Consider the following 14,070-nt stretch of genomic DNA (forward strand, 5'->3'; position numbering starts at 1 on the left):
GAATTTTATTTTAAATATCTTTCTATTAGTAAAATTTTAAAAGAATCTTTCTCTTCAGTAGTAGATATTTTAATATAAACTTTCATCTCCTCTCCTTTTTTACTTATAACTTTCAATAAAACTATAGTTAATAAACATAAAAAAAATAAACTTTTCATTCTATTTTCCATCCTTTCCTATTCTTGCTATCTTCACTATAATGATAATAAGGTAATTCTATATATTTTATTTTTCCAGCTGAAAAATTTATATATGAATTTATTTTTAAAATTTTTTCTATTTGAAATGTATAAAAAGATATTCTATTTTGTACTAAGTTATTATAATCACAAATATAAATTGTAAAAGCCTTTGATAGATTGCCATTTGGTGTTGTCTCTACATTAAAAACTAGCCCTCCTTGATATTTATATATTATTTCGTACTTTAATTTTTTAGGAAGATGTATACTTTCAATTATTTTATAATTTTCTCCTTTTATATCTATTTTTTTATCTATTAAATAAATCTCTAATTTATATCTCTCTTTTGAAAATACTGATTGAAGAGTATATTTATAAATAGTATTTTTAATTAATCTTCTTGAGATTTCTAAATCTCTTTTTTCTTCAAACTTATTTAATTTTATATAAAAAAAAAGACTAACACTGGAAATAATGGCAATTGTTGCTATTGTTTCCAAGAATGTTAATCCTTTTGCTTTCTTATTATTAATCATAGACACCTACTACTTATCTAAATTTTTTAAATTCAATCTTCATTTTCTCAAAAGAAGATATATATTTAACATTTATACTCTCTAAAAAATCATAGACCTCTGAAAAATTTTTACAAATATCTATTGATTTGTGAGAGTCTGATCCTATTGTTATTATCTCTCCGCCTAAATCAAAATATCTTTTAACTAGAGAGTTACATGGATAAAATCTATTTTCTAAATATCTTATACCTGAAGTATTTATTTCTATCCCTTTTCCTTTATCTATTAATTCTTTTAAAATCTCATCAATTATATCATCATACTTAGTATAATCAATAAAACCTTTTTTCCCTTCTCCTCCATATCTACTTATAAAATCTAAATGACCTTGAATACTAAAGGTATCATAAGATTTTATACATTTTAAAACTTCTAAAAAGTATTTTTCTTGTCCTTCTTCTTTTGTTTTATCTCTCCAATATTCTTTTTGATCAATTAGTATTTTATTTATTGAATGTATTGAAGAAATTACAAAATCAAAGGGATGATTTTTTATTATTTTCTCAGCTTCCATCCCTAAATGGCTTTGAATTCCAAATTCCATCCCTATTTTTATATCAATATTTTTTCTTTCTCTTTCTTTTAACTCAAGAAGTTTAGGGATATATTTATTTAAATCTAATATAAAATTACTATCATAAATACTTCCTGTATCTAAATCCATATGATCTGTTATAGCAATCTCTTTTAGTTCTAATTCTTTTGCTCTTTTAATTATATTCTCTAAATCTTCAACAGAATCACCAGAAAAATTACTATGAATATGGTAATCGCTTAAATACATTTTTCTCTCCTGTTTTTTATTTTATAATATCATATTTCTTATTTTTTATCTAATAAAAAAATAGTAAATGGAAGTTAATCCATTTACTATTTTACTTCTTTAAATATGCTAATAATAGTGCTATATCATTCCCTGTAACTCCACTTATTCTTGAAGCTTCTCCTATAGACATAGGATCAACATCTTTTAATCCTGATTTAGCTATATTTGATATTCCTCTAACTTCATCATAATTAAAATCTCTAGGAATACTTAATGATTCTAATTTTTTAAATCTCTCTATCTGTTCTCTTTCTCTTTCAATAAAAATTTCATATTTTATCATAGTTTCTATTTGATTTTTTACAAACTCTGGATATTCATTAATATCTAAAATATCTTTTAAATCATCATAAGATATCTCTTTAAATTTTAACAACTCATTTCCTTGAACTCCCTTTGTCAATCTTTGGGTAGCTCCTTTTTTCTCTAATAATTCATTAGCATCCTTCATTAAAATCTTACTGCTTTTAATTTTATCTATTTCTAAATATACATTTTCACGACATTTTTTTAAATAATCAATTTTATCTTTAGGTACTATTCCAATCTCTTCAGCTTTATCTAATAATCTCATAAATCCATTATCAAATCTAAGAGTTAATCTATACTCAGATCTTGATGGAAGAACTCTATAAGGTTCTGGTGTTTTTTTATGAATAATATCATCAACTAAAACTCCTATATATCCTTCACTTCTATCAAATATTACAGGCTCTTTTCCTATTGATTTTCTAGCAGCATTTACTCCAGCTATAAACCCTTGAGCTGCTGCCTCTTCATATCCTGATGTTCCATTTATTTGTCCACCAAAAAATAGTCCTTTAAGTTTTTTGCTTTCTAAACTAGGATATAATTGTGATGCAGGAGCATAGTCATATTCCACTGCATAACCATATCTCATTATCTTTGCATTCTCTAAACCTTTTATAGATTTTAACATTGCATCTTGAGCAAATGGAGGCATTGCTGTTGTTAATCCATTTACATAAAGTTCATTAGAATCAATAGACTCTAATTCTAAGAAAATTTGATGATCAAATTTATCTGGAAAATTTAAAACCTTTCTGTCTAATGATGGACAATGTCTAGGACCATGTGTTTCTATTATTCCAGATACAATTGGAGAATATTTTAACATCTCTTTCGTAACTTCCAATGTTTTTTCAGTTGTATGAGTTAGCCAAGTTGGAACAATTCCATTAGATTTCTTTTCTGTATATATAGAAAAATATCTTGGATGCTCTTCTCCGTATAATGGCTTCATTACTGAAAAATCAACTGTTTCTTTATCTATTCTTGGAGGTGTTGCTGTTTGATATCTTTCTAGTAAAATACCATTAGCTCTTAAACTATCAGAAAGTTTCTCTGCAGAATTTTCTCCCATTCTTCCTGCTGGAAATTCAACATCTCCTATTACTACTCTTCCCTTTAAAAAAGTTCCCGTTGCTAATACTACAACTTCAGATTGATACTCTATTCCCAATCCTGTTTTAACTCCAATTACTTTCCCATTTTCAACTAAAATTTCATCTACACTATCTTGCATAATTTCAAGATTTTCTGTATGTTCAAGAAGTGATTTCATCTTTGTTCTATATAAAAATTTATCAGCTTGACCTCTTGTTATTCTCGCAGCTGGACCTTTACTTGTATTTAAATGCTTTAATTGTAAATTATACTTATCAGTGTGAGTTCCCATCTCCCCACCTAAAACATCTATCTCTGCAACTAAATTACTTTTTCCAGGTCCTCCTATAGATGGATTACATGACATCATTCCTATATTATCTAAAGATAGTGTAAACAAAAGTGTTTTCCTATTTAATCTTGCACTGGCTAAAGCTGCTTCTACACCTGCATGACCTCCACCAACAACAATTACATCATAATTCAAAATCATTTTTTTCTCCCTTTATTTTTGTTCATATACATAAAAAAAATATAGCCACAGATAACAATCTGTGGCTAACCAATTTTATTTACCTACACAAAAATTACTAAATATATGATCTAGAAGATCTTCATTACTAATTTCTCCAGTAACCTCTGATAAAGAATCTAAAGCTTCTTTTAAATCAACGGCAATTAGATCCATTGGTAATCCCATATTTATCGTTTCAAATATATTCTCTATCGCTTGTTTAGTTTTTTCTAGAGCTGATTTATGTCTTACATTTGTAATTACTAATTTTTCAGAACTATCTTCTACTTGTCCTGAAATTACATAATTATAAATTTCATCTTCCATTTCATCAATTCCTATCTTTTCTAAAGCTGATATTTTTATCCACTTTTTAATTTTCGTTAATGATGAAGTATCTAAATTCCCATTAACATCTGTTTTGTTTATCAATCCAATAACTTTACCAGAGTTAATTCTTTCATGAATCTTTAAATCTTCTTCATCTATTTCTCTAGAATTATCTACAACAAATAAAACTAAATCAGCTTTATCTATCATATCTTTTGATTTTTCAACTCCTATAGTTTCAACAACATCATCTGTTGCTCTTATTCCTGCTGTGTCAACAAGAACAAGTGGAATTCCTTTTAAGTTTATAACTTCTTCAATTATATCCCTTGTTGTACCAGCAACATTTGTTACTATAGCTCTTTCTTCTTTTAAGATAGAGTTTAATAAGCTTGATTTTCCAACATTTGGTTTTCCTACTATAGCTGTTTTTACTCCCTCTTTAATCATTTTTCCTTTATTGTAGGATTTGATTAAAGTATCTGTTGTATTTATAACATGATGTAGATTATCTACTAGATCATCTGGTAAAGGATCATCTATTCCCTCTTCTGGATAATCAAGTACTACATTAACATGAGCTGAAACATCTAATAATAATTTTTTTAAAATATTTATTTGCTCTTTTAGATCTCCTCTAAGTTGATCTAATGATAATGATATACTCTTATCTGTCTTTCCGTGAATTAGGTCTATTACAGCTTCTGCTTGAGTAAGATCTAATCTACCGTTTAAAAATGCTCTTCGAGTAAATTCACCTATCTCAGCGATTCTAGCACCACTTTTTAGAACTAGCTCTAATACTTTTTCTGTTATTAAGTATCCACCGTGACAATTTATTTCTACAATATCCTCTTTAGTATATGTATTTGGACCTTTCATTATTGAAACTAAAACTTCATCAATTAAAATCTCTTTATCATAAAGATGCCCATAATTTATACTAAAATTTCTTAAATCTTTAACTTCTTTTTTAGATACTGGTTTAAATATTTTTGTTAGTATACATATGGCATCTTTACCAGACATTCTAACAATTCCTATTCCGCCTTCTCCTCTAGGAGTAGATATTGCTGCAATAGTATCAAACATAAAAACTCACCCCTACTTTTTCTTTCTTATCACAATATATCTTTTAGGGTCTTTACCTTCACTATAAGTATCTAACTCTGGGTATTTATTTACAACCTCATGAATTATTTTTCTTTCTCTTGGAGGCATAGGATTTAATTTTATTGGTTTTGTTGTTTTTAATGCTTTTTCAGACATTTTTCTAGCTAAATCTCTTAAAGTTATATTTCTTTTTTCTTTAAATCCTTCAACATCAACATCAATTCTAACATCTTTGATTAAAGTATTTAGTAAATATTCATAACTATTTAATGTTTTACCTTTTTTACCAATAATAATTCCATTATCTTCTCCAAATAGATTAATAATGCAATTTCTACCTTCTAGTCTTAAAATTTCAACTTCTAAGTCTAGACCCATTTTTTTTAATAAAGTTTGTGCTAAATCAATTATTTTTTTTTCTTTATTTTCTTGCTTCAGAATAACCTTAGGTTCTTCTTGAACATTTTTTTCTTTTACTTCCTCTTGAATTTTTTCAGATTCAAAAGTGTTAATTTTACTAAGTTCCGTTTCTTTTGTTATTTCTATTTGATAAAGACCATCTTTTGCAAAAAAACCAAAAAAAGATTTTGGTTTTTCTAACTCTTTAACATTGATAACTTGTTCTTCGGAAACTTCTAATATTTTAATAGCTCTAGCAATAGCAGTTTTTCTATTACTTGCTTTGATTTCTATTATATTTTCCATAATTTTAACTAGTCTCCTCTTTTCATTATGAAATATTGTTGTAATACACCAGCTAAACTTGATGTTAACCAATAAATTTGTAATCCTGCTGGCATTTTATAAGAAATAAATATCATCATTACTGGGAATATATACATCATTTGTTTCATCTGTGGATTATGATCTGCACCAGTTAATTTTTGTTGGAAAAATGAAACAATTCCGTTAAGAACTGGCAGTATATAATATGGATCTGGTTGTAATAAGTTCATCCATAAGAATGCTTCTGGAGGAACAACCCCTCTATCTACTCTTAGGACTCCAAATAATCCCCATAAAATTGGCAATTGTAATAAAAGTGGAAGACACCCTCCTGCAGGGTTAACTTTTTTCTCTTTATATAATTCCATTGTTTTTTGATTTAATAGATTTTTGTCATTTCCATATTTTTTCTTGTAGTCATCTAAAATAGGTTGTAATTCTTTCATCTTTTTCATAGACTTATCTTGCTTTAAAGTTAATGGCAATAATGCTAATTTAATTAAAAGAGTTAATCCGATAATAGCTAATCCAAAGTTTCCTGTAATATTATTTAAAAAAATTAATATTTGTTCAAACACTTTGTATAAAAATTCCATTTATTTTTTTTCCTCCGCATTTTTTTTAAGTGATGGCACTGGATCATATCCACCTTGAGAATATGGATGACATCTTAAAATCCTTTTGATTCCTAAAAAACTTCCTCTGAATATTCCATATGTATTTATAGCTTCATATGTATATTGTGAGCAAGTTGGTTGAAATATACAATTTTTTCCTAAAAATCTAGAAATAAATTTTTGATATATTTTTATTATAATTAATACTGTTTTTTTCAAAATATTTTTTAATTTAATATTAAGAATTTGATTCCTTAATATTTTTAAGAACACGATCAAGATCCTTTTTCATCTCCTCATAAGTTAGAGTTTTAAATTTTTCTCCGGCTGTTCTTTTAGCTACAAAAATAATGTCGTAGCCTATTTTTAATTCATTTTCATGTAAACGATAATATTCTCTAAATAATCTTTTTAAACGATTTCTACAAACGGCATTTCCTGTTTTTTTACTAACTACAAAACCACATCTATTGAATTTTGTATTATTCTCTTTAAAAAAAATAAGAGAGTAATATCCAAATGATTTTTGTCCTGAGTTATAAATTATTTGAAACTCTCTATTTTTTTTTAAATTAATCATAATTTAGTTAACTCCCTAAAATAGTCCTTAAATCCTTTATAATACCTTTAAAAACCCGGTGTATTTGTTCACCGGGTTTTATGCTGATAATACTTTTCTTCCTCTAGCTCTTCTTCTCTTTAATACTTTTCTTCCGTTTTTAGTAGCCATTCTAGCTCTGAACCCGTGATCTTTCTTGTATTTTCTGTTATTTGGCTGATAAGTTCTTTTCATTTTTTCACCTCCTAAAAATATCTATATTTCAGATAAATATTTTAGAAGAAAATTTGCCTTTTGTCAAGTAAATTCTCATAATAAAAATTATAAGAAGATGAAATATTTAACTTTTTTTTAATTATTTAAAAATAAATCCCCCTGTTGTTTTTGTTTTTTGTATAATGTTATATGTACAGACTAAGATGGAAAAAAAACACCCGTAATATCCTTGATTTTACTGGATTTATTGTTTAAAAAATATTATTGTGCGTATACACAGTAGAATACCCTTTAGTTATAAGGTTTTGAACTAAAATAAAAAGAATAAACCTTTATAAATCAATAGGTTATAAAGATATAAAAATATTATTGTTAATAGACATTTAAGAAACATATTGATTTTGTTGAATATATATAAATTTAAAAGAATAAAAAAAGAGAAAAAGCTATATAAATCAATATGTTTTATTAAAATAAATATATTATTGTTTATATACATAAATAGAAAGCTATATTTTTCAATGGAGAACATTATTGTAAGATATAAAAAGATCAATAAAATCAAAGGGTTATTATTTATTATAAATATTATTGTACGTATACATAAATAGAAAGCTATATTTTTCAATATATTTATAATCAAAATTATGCGAAGATCTAGTAAAAATAAAGATTAGATGACAATTAAAAAAAGAAAAAAATATTATTGTTTATATACAGAAAAAATGGTATAGTATATTACGCAAATTTTTAAATATTATTGTACGTATACATATGAAAAAGGAGTTTTTATGGAGAATAAATCAAAAGATATTAGTGATATTGTTGAAAATTTTAAAATAAGTTCAACGGGCTCATTATTAACTGATATAACTAAAATAGATATAAAATTAAATCAAGTTCCTGATATAGAAGTAAGGGAAGTAATAATAAAAGAAACAGGAAATTTTTTAAATTTAAAAGATAATATTATAAATATTCCAGTTGAAATGATCGTATTTCCATTTTTTACTCCTCAAAAGCAAAATAAAAGAGTAAACTTTCAATACTCCTTTGAGGATCTAGGAGTAACAATGTACTGTACATTAGTGGCTAAGGATGGAAAAGATAAAGTATTTCAACCATCAATATTTGAAGAAAAAATATATACTTACTTAATATCAACATATGAAATGAAAAAAGATTTAAATGACGAAGATGAGTATATAGAGTTTGAAATTTCAGATTTTATAGTTAACTTTTTAGGTAATAAAATGAATAGAACTTATTATACAAAAGTTGAACAAGCTTTGAAAAATTTAAAAAATACAGAATATCAATTTATAGTTTCAAATCACACTAAACTTGGGAAATATAAATTTGAAGATGAAGAGTTTAAACTCTTAACATATCAGAAATTAAAAAAAGGTAAAAAAATTTATTATAGAGTAACATTGAATAAAAATATTAGAAAAAAAATTAGTGATAAGAGATATATTAAATATAACTCAAAAGCTTTAATGGAGATTTTAGCTAAAGATCCAATTGCAGGAAGAATTTATAAATATATTAGTAAAATAAGATATGAAAAACAAGAAGATAAAATAAATTTAAGAACAATAGCTGCAATAATTCCATTAAAAACAGAGCAAATAACAGAAAGAGCTAATAAGAATGGTGAGATAAAAAAATATATTTTATGTAGAATGAAACAAGTTTTAAAAAGGGTAAAAAAAGCTTATGATGTATTAGTTGAACTTGGTTATGTTGAGTATTATGAGTCTTTTATTTCTAAAGAAGAAGAAACATATTATATTATTTATAAATTTAATCCCAATAAAGATGGAAATTGTCATGTTTCAACGTTTATAGAAGGAAATAAATTAAATAAACCAAGAGAGTTAACTTATAGTGGATCTAAAGAAAAAGAGAAGAAATATAAAGATCTAGAAATAGAAGAAGCAGAAGTAATAGATATTGTGGAAATAAATAAAACAGAAAAAATTAAAAAAACAATAATAAAAAAAGAAAAGAAAAGTGATTTTGATTTTCCTGAAAATATATCTAAATATATTCAAAAAGCTAAAAAAAATATATATGCTTCTAGAGCTTGGGATAAAAGAACAGATACAAAATTAAAAAAAATTCTTATAGAAGAGGGAGATTTAATACTAATAGAAGTTTTGAAAATTATATATAAAAATTTAAATTCTAATATAAAAACAACCTTAGTTCAATATATAAACGGTGTTTTAAAAAATTTATTATCTCAAGAAAATGCAGAATCTAAGCAAAATCTAACACTTTTTAATAATATAGTTAAAGAAAAAGGGTTAATTAGTAAGAAAAAAATAAATCAAGCAAGGAAAACAGTAAAGAAACCAGTAATAAATAGTATAAAGGATTTAATAGAAGATTCAGAAATTTCTACAGATATATTAAAAGTTTTTGATGAATATGATGAATATGAAAAATTAAAAATAGAGGAAAGAGCGATCAATATATGTTCTGTAGAAGAAAGCATCGATATTAATTTTTTACTTACAATGAAAAGAAAATCTCAAAAGATATATTTTAATACAATAAAAAAATATATTGAAAGAGTAATTAACGAGGAGGGTTAACATAGCCTAAGTTTTGTTAAACTGGAGTTTATATTTTTTCTTTAAGATATAAAAAATTGTATTTAAAGACATAAAAATAACCAAAATTTTGGAGAAAAACACTCAAAATAAAAATTGACAAAAACTTTAAAATTAAGTATTCTATATTTAAATTAAAGTATAAAAATGCTTATATTTATTAATTAAAATAAAACAATTAGGATAGAAAGGTGAGTTTAGATTATGATAAGTAAAACAGTTGAAATTAAAAATGAAACAGGATTACACACAAGACCAGGAAATGAATTCGTAAGCTTAGCAAAAACATTCACGTCACAAATTGAATTAGAAAATGAAGAAGGAAAAAAAGTAAAAGGAACATCTTTACTAAAACTACTTTCTTTAGGAATAAAAAAAGGTGCAAACATAACAGTTTATGCAAATGGTGAAGATGAGAACGAAGCAATAGAAAAGTTAGCTCACCTTCTTGAGAATCTAAAAGACTAGTTAATCTAGAAAAGTAAGAGGGATGGGGGTAACTCCATCTTTTTTTGTTGAAAAATATAGAAAAAAATATAGATAATTAGGGAGAGATAATTATGAAAAAGTTAATAAAAGGAATAGACGCGTCTCCAGGAATAGCAATAGGGAAAGTATTTTTATATAAAGAGGAAGAATTATTTATAGATAAAGGTGAATTTGATAATTCAGAAATTCAAAAAGAAAAATTAATAGAGGGAAGAGAAAAAACAAAAGAGCAACTATTAATTATAAGAGATAAAACAGCAAAAAAATTAGGTGAAGATAAGGCAGCTATATTTGATGGACATATAACTTTATTAGAAGATGAAGATCTTTTTGATGAAGTAGTGGAACTTATTGAAGATGAAAAAATAAGTGCAGAGAACGCTTTAGAACAAGGGATTAGTGGTTATTGTGATATGTTAGCAAATCTTGAAGATGAATATTTAAGAGAGAGAGCTGCTGACTTGGGAGATATAGCAAAAAGATGGCTATATAATATTGTAGGAATGGATATAGTAGATCTCTCATCTTTACCTGAAAATTCAATTGTTGTAGCAAGGGACTTAACTCCATCAGATACTGCTCAATTGGATTTAAAAAATGTAGTGGCATTTATAACAGATATTGGAGGGAAAACAGCTCACTCATCAATTATGGCAAGATCACTTGAAATTCCAGCTGTAGTAGGAACAGGAAATATAACGGAGTTAGTTGAAAATGAAAATTCAATTATAGTAGATGCTTTAACAGGAGATATAATTCTTAATCCAGAAGAAAAAGATATATTATTTTATACTAAAAAAAGAGAAGAATATTTAGCTGACAAAGAACTTTTAAAACAATTAAAAGATAAGCAAGCAATTTCAAAAGATGGAATAGTAGTAGGTGCTTGGTCAAATATTGGATCACCTAAAGATGTAAGTGGTGTATTGAGAAATGGTGCCAATGGAATTGGTCTTTATAGAACTGAATTTTTATTTATGGCTAAAGATAGATTTCCAACAGAGGATGAACAGTTTGAAGCTTATAAATCAGTTGCAGAATCAATGGAAGACTCAGAAGGAAATAAATATCCAGTAACTATAAGAACTATGGATATAGGTGGAGATAAGTCCCTTCCTTACATGGAATTACCACATGAAGAAAATCCATTTTTAGGATGGAGAGCATTAAGAATTTGTTTAGACAGACCTGAAATTTTAAAAACACAATTTAGAGCATTATTAAGAGCTTCTGCATTTGGATATATTAAAATAATGTTACCAATGGTAATCTCAATAGAAGAGGTTAGAAAATCAAGAGAATTATTAGAAGAGTGTAAAGAAGAGTTAAGAAATGAAGGAATTAAATTTGATGAAAAAATTCAACTTGGAATAATGATAGAAACTCCAGCAACAGCATTTAGAGCTAAATGGTTTGCTAAAGAAGTTGACTTTTTCTCAATAGGAACAAATGATTTAACACAATATACTTTAGCAGTAGATAGAGGTAATGAAAGAATATCTCATTTATATGATACATATAATCCAGGGGTATTATCAGCAATAAAAGCGGCAATAGATGGAGCACATGACGGAGGAATTCCAATTTCAATGTGTGGAGAGTTTGCTGGAGAAGCAAGAGCAACAGCTTTATTGTTTGGAATGGGACTTGATGCTTTTTCTATGTCAGCAATATCAGTTGCAAGAATTAAGAAAAACATCATAAAGATAGATAAAAAATCTTCTCAAGAATTAGTTGAAAGAGTAATGTTAATGAATACAACTGAAGAAGTTTTAAAAGAAATAGATAAATTTAATAATGAATTTATTGGATTATAAGAAAAAAAGATGAAGGTTTCTTCATCTTTTTTTAATTTTGGAGTATACTAAAAGGAAAAAAGGAGAAAATATGGCATTTGATGATTTTTTTATGAAAGTAAAAAAAGAAAATATACTTCATAATTATAGATATTTAAAAGAATCAAAAAAAAAAGAGATTATTGCAGTTGTAAAAGCTAATGCTTATGGACATGGAATTGAGCAAGTTGTAAAATTATTACAAGAGGAAGGGTGTAAATATTTTGCAGTTGCTAGGATTTGGGAAGCTAAAAAAATATTGAGATTGAAGTTAAAAAATATAAAAGTATTAGTTTTAGAAACGATAGAAGAGATGGAATTATTAAAAGTTTTTGATGAACTTGAAATTTTTATTAACAGCATATCAGATTTAAAAAAAGCATTATCTAAAGGAATATCAACATCACAAATGCATTTAAAAATAGATTTTGGATTTGGACGAAATGGAATTTTAGAAAGTGAGATTAAAAAATTAGAAAAAATAATACAAGAAAATGATTTGAAGTTTAAAGGCATAGCTACTCATCTATTTGATTGTACACATGAAGATATGTTGGATATTGAAAATAAATTTGATAAAATTATTTCTAATTTAGGAAGAGATAGATTTGAGATGATACACTCTCAAAACAGTGCAGGAGTAATATCCATTGAGGGAAAGGGTTGTACTCATATAAGATGTGGAACAATATTATTTGGACTACAAGAAATAGGTTATTATGATCCTTATATAAAGAGATCAATTTTCTTAGTTGGAAAAATTTCAGGAATAAAAGAAGTGAAAAATTTAAAGTATATAGGATATGAAAAAAAAGAAAATTTAAATATTTTAGATACAGATAAAGTTGCAAAGATTAGAATAGGTTATGGAGATGGATTATCGAAAAGAAGCGAAAATATTATGTCTATAATCAATAATAAAAAATATAAAATAATACATATAAGTATGGATAGTTCTTTTGTAGTAGTTGATGATTCAGTAAAAGTGGGAGATGAAATCGAAATTTTTCATGATCTAGAAGAAGCAATAGATTATTTAAAAGTGCCACACTATGAATTTTTATCTTGTATAAATGATCGAATAGAAAGAGTGTTAATTTAAAAAAGTAGGAGTAATCCTACTTTTTTAAATGGCATAATTTTGTGCATTTTTTTTGTATTTTGATGCAAATAATATTTTCAGATGAACAATTAGGACATTGATTTAATTGAGAATTAAATGAAGGAATGTATTCGTATGAACAATCTTCACAATGAAATTTACAGTGGGGAGTTTTAAAATCACCACCGCCAATAGAAATTCCATGTCCATTGATAAGAGCATCTGCAATTTTTTTTCTAGCTAAACTTAGAATTTTTTGAAATGTTTGTCGTGATACATCCATTTTTTCAGCAGCTTCTTCTTGAGATAGCTCTTGAAAATCTTTTAATCTAATGGCTTCAAACTCTTCTATTTTTAAATTATTAAAAGAAGTAGAACATTTTTTTTGCCCTTCAGGAATAAAAGTGGTATTAGTTGGAATTAACTCTACATTTCTAATTTTAACTGGTCTAGACAAAATTATTTACCACAATTACAATTACAAGAGTGATTATCATCATGTTTATGATGTTCGTGGTTTCCATGTCCACCACAACATTTTTGTCTTCCAGTTACTAAAATTTCTCTAAAGAAACCATCAGCAATATCATCACAAAGACCTTCTAAACCTGTAAAAGCTTTTATATCCTTATTTTTTAAATTATCCATAGCTCCTTGTCCAATACCACCACAAGCTACAAAATCTATATTTAATTCTTTTAAAAGTGCAGGAATCTCACCATGACCAGTGCTTTCATAATATTCTTTATTACCTTCACTATCATAAACAAAAAAACCTTTAGCTTGTCCAAAATGTTGACTTACCTTATTATTGTCTGCTACAACTGCTATTTTCATGATACACCTCACATATTATTAGTTAATGGCATATGCCATTAACTAATAATATAATTTTAATAAATATAAGTCAAGAATCTTTTTATATAAGTTTGACTTAGGAAATTATTTTTGTTAA

Annotated in this window: 16 protein-coding genes; 4 read left to right on the forward strand and 12 right to left on the reverse strand. The window is 26.0% G+C overall.

Annotated elements, in window-relative coordinates:
• Positions 1-5: 5 nt before the first annotated feature.
• The 10 genes from Q0V09_RS00710 to rpmH form a co-directional block, all read right to left on the reverse strand.
• Positions 6-158: a hypothetical protein gene (locus Q0V09_RS00710; RefSeq protein ID WP_297404293.1), complete on the reverse strand. Its 153-nt coding sequence runs from the start codon at positions 156-158 to the stop codon at positions 6-8.
• On the reverse strand, positions 155-718 hold the full coding sequence (locus tag Q0V09_RS00715) for a hypothetical protein (RefSeq protein WP_297404292.1): 564 nt from the start codon (positions 716-718) through the stop codon (positions 155-157). Before Q0V09_RS00715 ends, Q0V09_RS00710 begins: the two co-directional genes overlap by 4 nt.
• Before the next feature lie 13 nt (positions 719-731).
• Positions 732-1,544 carry a histidinol-phosphatase HisJ family protein gene (locus tag Q0V09_RS00720; protein ID WP_297404289.1) on the reverse strand — a complete coding sequence of 271 codons (813 nt, stop codon included), beginning with the start codon at positions 1,542-1,544 and terminating at the stop codon, positions 732-734.
• A 91-nt stretch (positions 1,545-1,635) separates the two neighbouring features.
• Positions 1,636-3,486, reverse strand: coding sequence for a tRNA uridine-5-carboxymethylaminomethyl(34) synthesis enzyme MnmG (mnmG, locus tag Q0V09_RS00725; RefSeq protein ID WP_297486741.1), 1,851 nt, complete (start codon positions 3,484-3,486; stop codon positions 1,636-1,638).
• Positions 3,487-3,561: 75 nt separating this feature from the next.
• Positions 3,562-4,929 (reverse strand): tRNA uridine-5-carboxymethylaminomethyl(34) synthesis GTPase MnmE, encoded by a 1,368-nt coding sequence (gene mnmE / locus Q0V09_RS00730; RefSeq protein ID WP_297404286.1) that lies wholly within the window; start codon positions 4,927-4,929, stop codon positions 3,562-3,564.
• A 12-nt stretch (positions 4,930-4,941) separates the two neighbouring features.
• Positions 4,942-5,655 (reverse strand): RNA-binding cell elongation regulator Jag/EloR, encoded by a 714-nt coding sequence (gene jag, locus Q0V09_RS00735; RefSeq protein ID WP_297404285.1) that lies wholly within the window; start codon positions 5,653-5,655, stop codon positions 4,942-4,944.
• A gap of 8 nt (positions 5,656-5,663) precedes the next feature.
• Positions 5,664-6,272 (reverse strand): YidC/Oxa1 family membrane protein insertase, encoded by a 609-nt coding sequence (locus Q0V09_RS00740; protein ID WP_297404283.1) that lies wholly within the window; start codon positions 6,270-6,272, stop codon positions 5,664-5,666.
• Positions 6,273-6,512: a membrane protein insertion efficiency factor YidD gene (gene yidD / locus Q0V09_RS00745; protein WP_297404281.1), complete on the reverse strand. Its 240-nt coding sequence runs from the start codon at positions 6,510-6,512 to the stop codon at positions 6,273-6,275.
• Between the two features lie 19 nt (positions 6,513-6,531).
• Positions 6,532-6,873, reverse strand: coding sequence for a ribonuclease P protein component (gene rnpA / locus Q0V09_RS00750; protein WP_297404279.1), 342 nt, complete (start codon positions 6,871-6,873; stop codon positions 6,532-6,534).
• Between the two features lie 78 nt (positions 6,874-6,951).
• Positions 6,952-7,086, reverse strand: coding sequence for a 50S ribosomal protein L34 (gene rpmH / locus Q0V09_RS00755; protein ID WP_023050045.1), 135 nt, complete (start codon positions 7,084-7,086; stop codon positions 6,952-6,954).
• A gap of 773 nt (positions 7,087-7,859) precedes the next feature.
• Between rpmH and Q0V09_RS00760 the strand changes: the two genes are divergently transcribed.
• From Q0V09_RS00760 to alr, 4 genes are all read left to right on the forward strand, one after another.
• Positions 7,860-9,671 (forward strand): replication initiator protein A, encoded by a 1,812-nt coding sequence (locus tag Q0V09_RS00760; protein ID WP_297404275.1) that lies wholly within the window; start codon positions 7,860-7,862, stop codon positions 9,669-9,671.
• Between the two features lie 222 nt (positions 9,672-9,893).
• The gene (locus Q0V09_RS00765) at positions 9,894-10,157 is read left to right on the forward strand and encodes an HPr family phosphocarrier protein (RefSeq protein WP_297404273.1); all 264 of its coding nucleotides are present in this window, start codon (positions 9,894-9,896) and stop codon (positions 10,155-10,157) included.
• 92 nt (positions 10,158-10,249) lie between these two features.
• Complete coding sequence (gene ptsP, locus Q0V09_RS00770; protein WP_297404271.1) at positions 10,250-11,995, forward strand: phosphoenolpyruvate--protein phosphotransferase; 1,746 nt, start codon at positions 10,250-10,252, stop codon at positions 11,993-11,995.
• 70 nt (positions 11,996-12,065) lie between these two features.
• Positions 12,066-13,115, forward strand: coding sequence for an alanine racemase (gene alr / locus Q0V09_RS00775; RefSeq protein ID WP_297404269.1), 1,050 nt, complete (start codon positions 12,066-12,068; stop codon positions 13,113-13,115).
• Between the two features lie 16 nt (positions 13,116-13,131).
• On the opposite strand, the gene Q0V09_RS00780 is transcribed toward alr, so the two are convergent.
• Entirely contained in the window at positions 13,132-13,572 is a 441-nt protein-coding gene (locus Q0V09_RS00780; protein ID WP_297404268.1) for a DUF134 domain-containing protein, read from the reverse strand.
• Positions 13,573-13,574: 2 nt separating this feature from the next.
• Positions 13,575-13,952 (reverse strand): NifB/NifX family molybdenum-iron cluster-binding protein, encoded by a 378-nt coding sequence (locus Q0V09_RS00785; protein ID WP_297404265.1) that lies wholly within the window; start codon positions 13,950-13,952, stop codon positions 13,575-13,577.
• Positions 13,953-14,070 lie beyond the last annotated feature (118 nt).

This window comes from uncultured Cetobacterium sp., from assembly GCF_947039425.1.
GTDB lineage: Bacteria > Fusobacteriota > Fusobacteriia > Fusobacteriales > Fusobacteriaceae > Cetobacterium_A.

What these genes read in the sequence shown, in the direction of transcription:
- Q0V09_RS00710 (WP_297404293.1), bottom strand. Translation starts at nt 158, where the DNA reads ATGAAAAGTTTATTTTTTTTATGTTTATTAACTATAGTTTTATTGAAA.
- Q0V09_RS00715 (WP_297404292.1), bottom strand. Translation starts at nt 718, where the DNA reads ATGATTAATAATAAGAAAGCAAAAGGATTAACATTCTTGGAAACAATA.
- Q0V09_RS00720 (WP_297404289.1), bottom strand. Translation starts at nt 1,544, where the DNA reads ATGTATTTAAGCGATTACCATATTCATAGTAATTTTTCTGGTGATTCT.
- mnmG (WP_297486741.1), bottom strand. Translation starts at nt 3,486, where the DNA reads ATGATTTTGAATTATGATGTAATTGTTGTTGGTGGAGGTCATGCAGGT.
- mnmE (WP_297404286.1), bottom strand. Translation starts at nt 4,929, where the DNA reads ATGTTTGATACTATTGCAGCAATATCTACTCCTAGAGGAGAAGGCGGA.
- jag (WP_297404285.1), bottom strand. Translation starts at nt 5,655, where the DNA reads ATGGAAAATATAATAGAAATCAAAGCAAGTAATAGAAAAACTGCTATT.
- Q0V09_RS00740 (WP_297404283.1), bottom strand. Translation starts at nt 6,272, where the DNA reads ATGGAATTTTTATACAAAGTGTTTGAACAAATATTAATTTTTTTAAAT.
- rnpA (WP_297404279.1), bottom strand. Translation starts at nt 6,873, where the DNA reads ATGATTAATTTAAAAAAAAATAGAGAGTTTCAAATAATTTATAACTCA.
- rpmH (WP_023050045.1), bottom strand. Translation starts at nt 7,086, where the DNA reads ATGAAAAGAACTTATCAGCCAAATAACAGAAAATACAAGAAAGATCAC.
- Q0V09_RS00760 (WP_297404275.1), top strand. Translation starts at nt 7,860, where the DNA reads ATGGAGAATAAATCAAAAGATATTAGTGATATTGTTGAAAATTTTAAA.
- Q0V09_RS00765 (WP_297404273.1), top strand. Translation starts at nt 9,894, where the DNA reads ATGATAAGTAAAACAGTTGAAATTAAAAATGAAACAGGATTACACACA.
- ptsP (WP_297404271.1), top strand. Translation starts at nt 10,250, where the DNA reads ATGAAAAAGTTAATAAAAGGAATAGACGCGTCTCCAGGAATAGCAATA.
- alr (WP_297404269.1), top strand. Translation starts at nt 12,066, where the DNA reads ATGGCATTTGATGATTTTTTTATGAAAGTAAAAAAAGAAAATATACTT.
- Q0V09_RS00785 (WP_297404265.1), bottom strand. Translation starts at nt 13,952, where the DNA reads ATGAAAATAGCAGTTGTAGCAGACAATAATAAGGTAAGTCAACATTTT.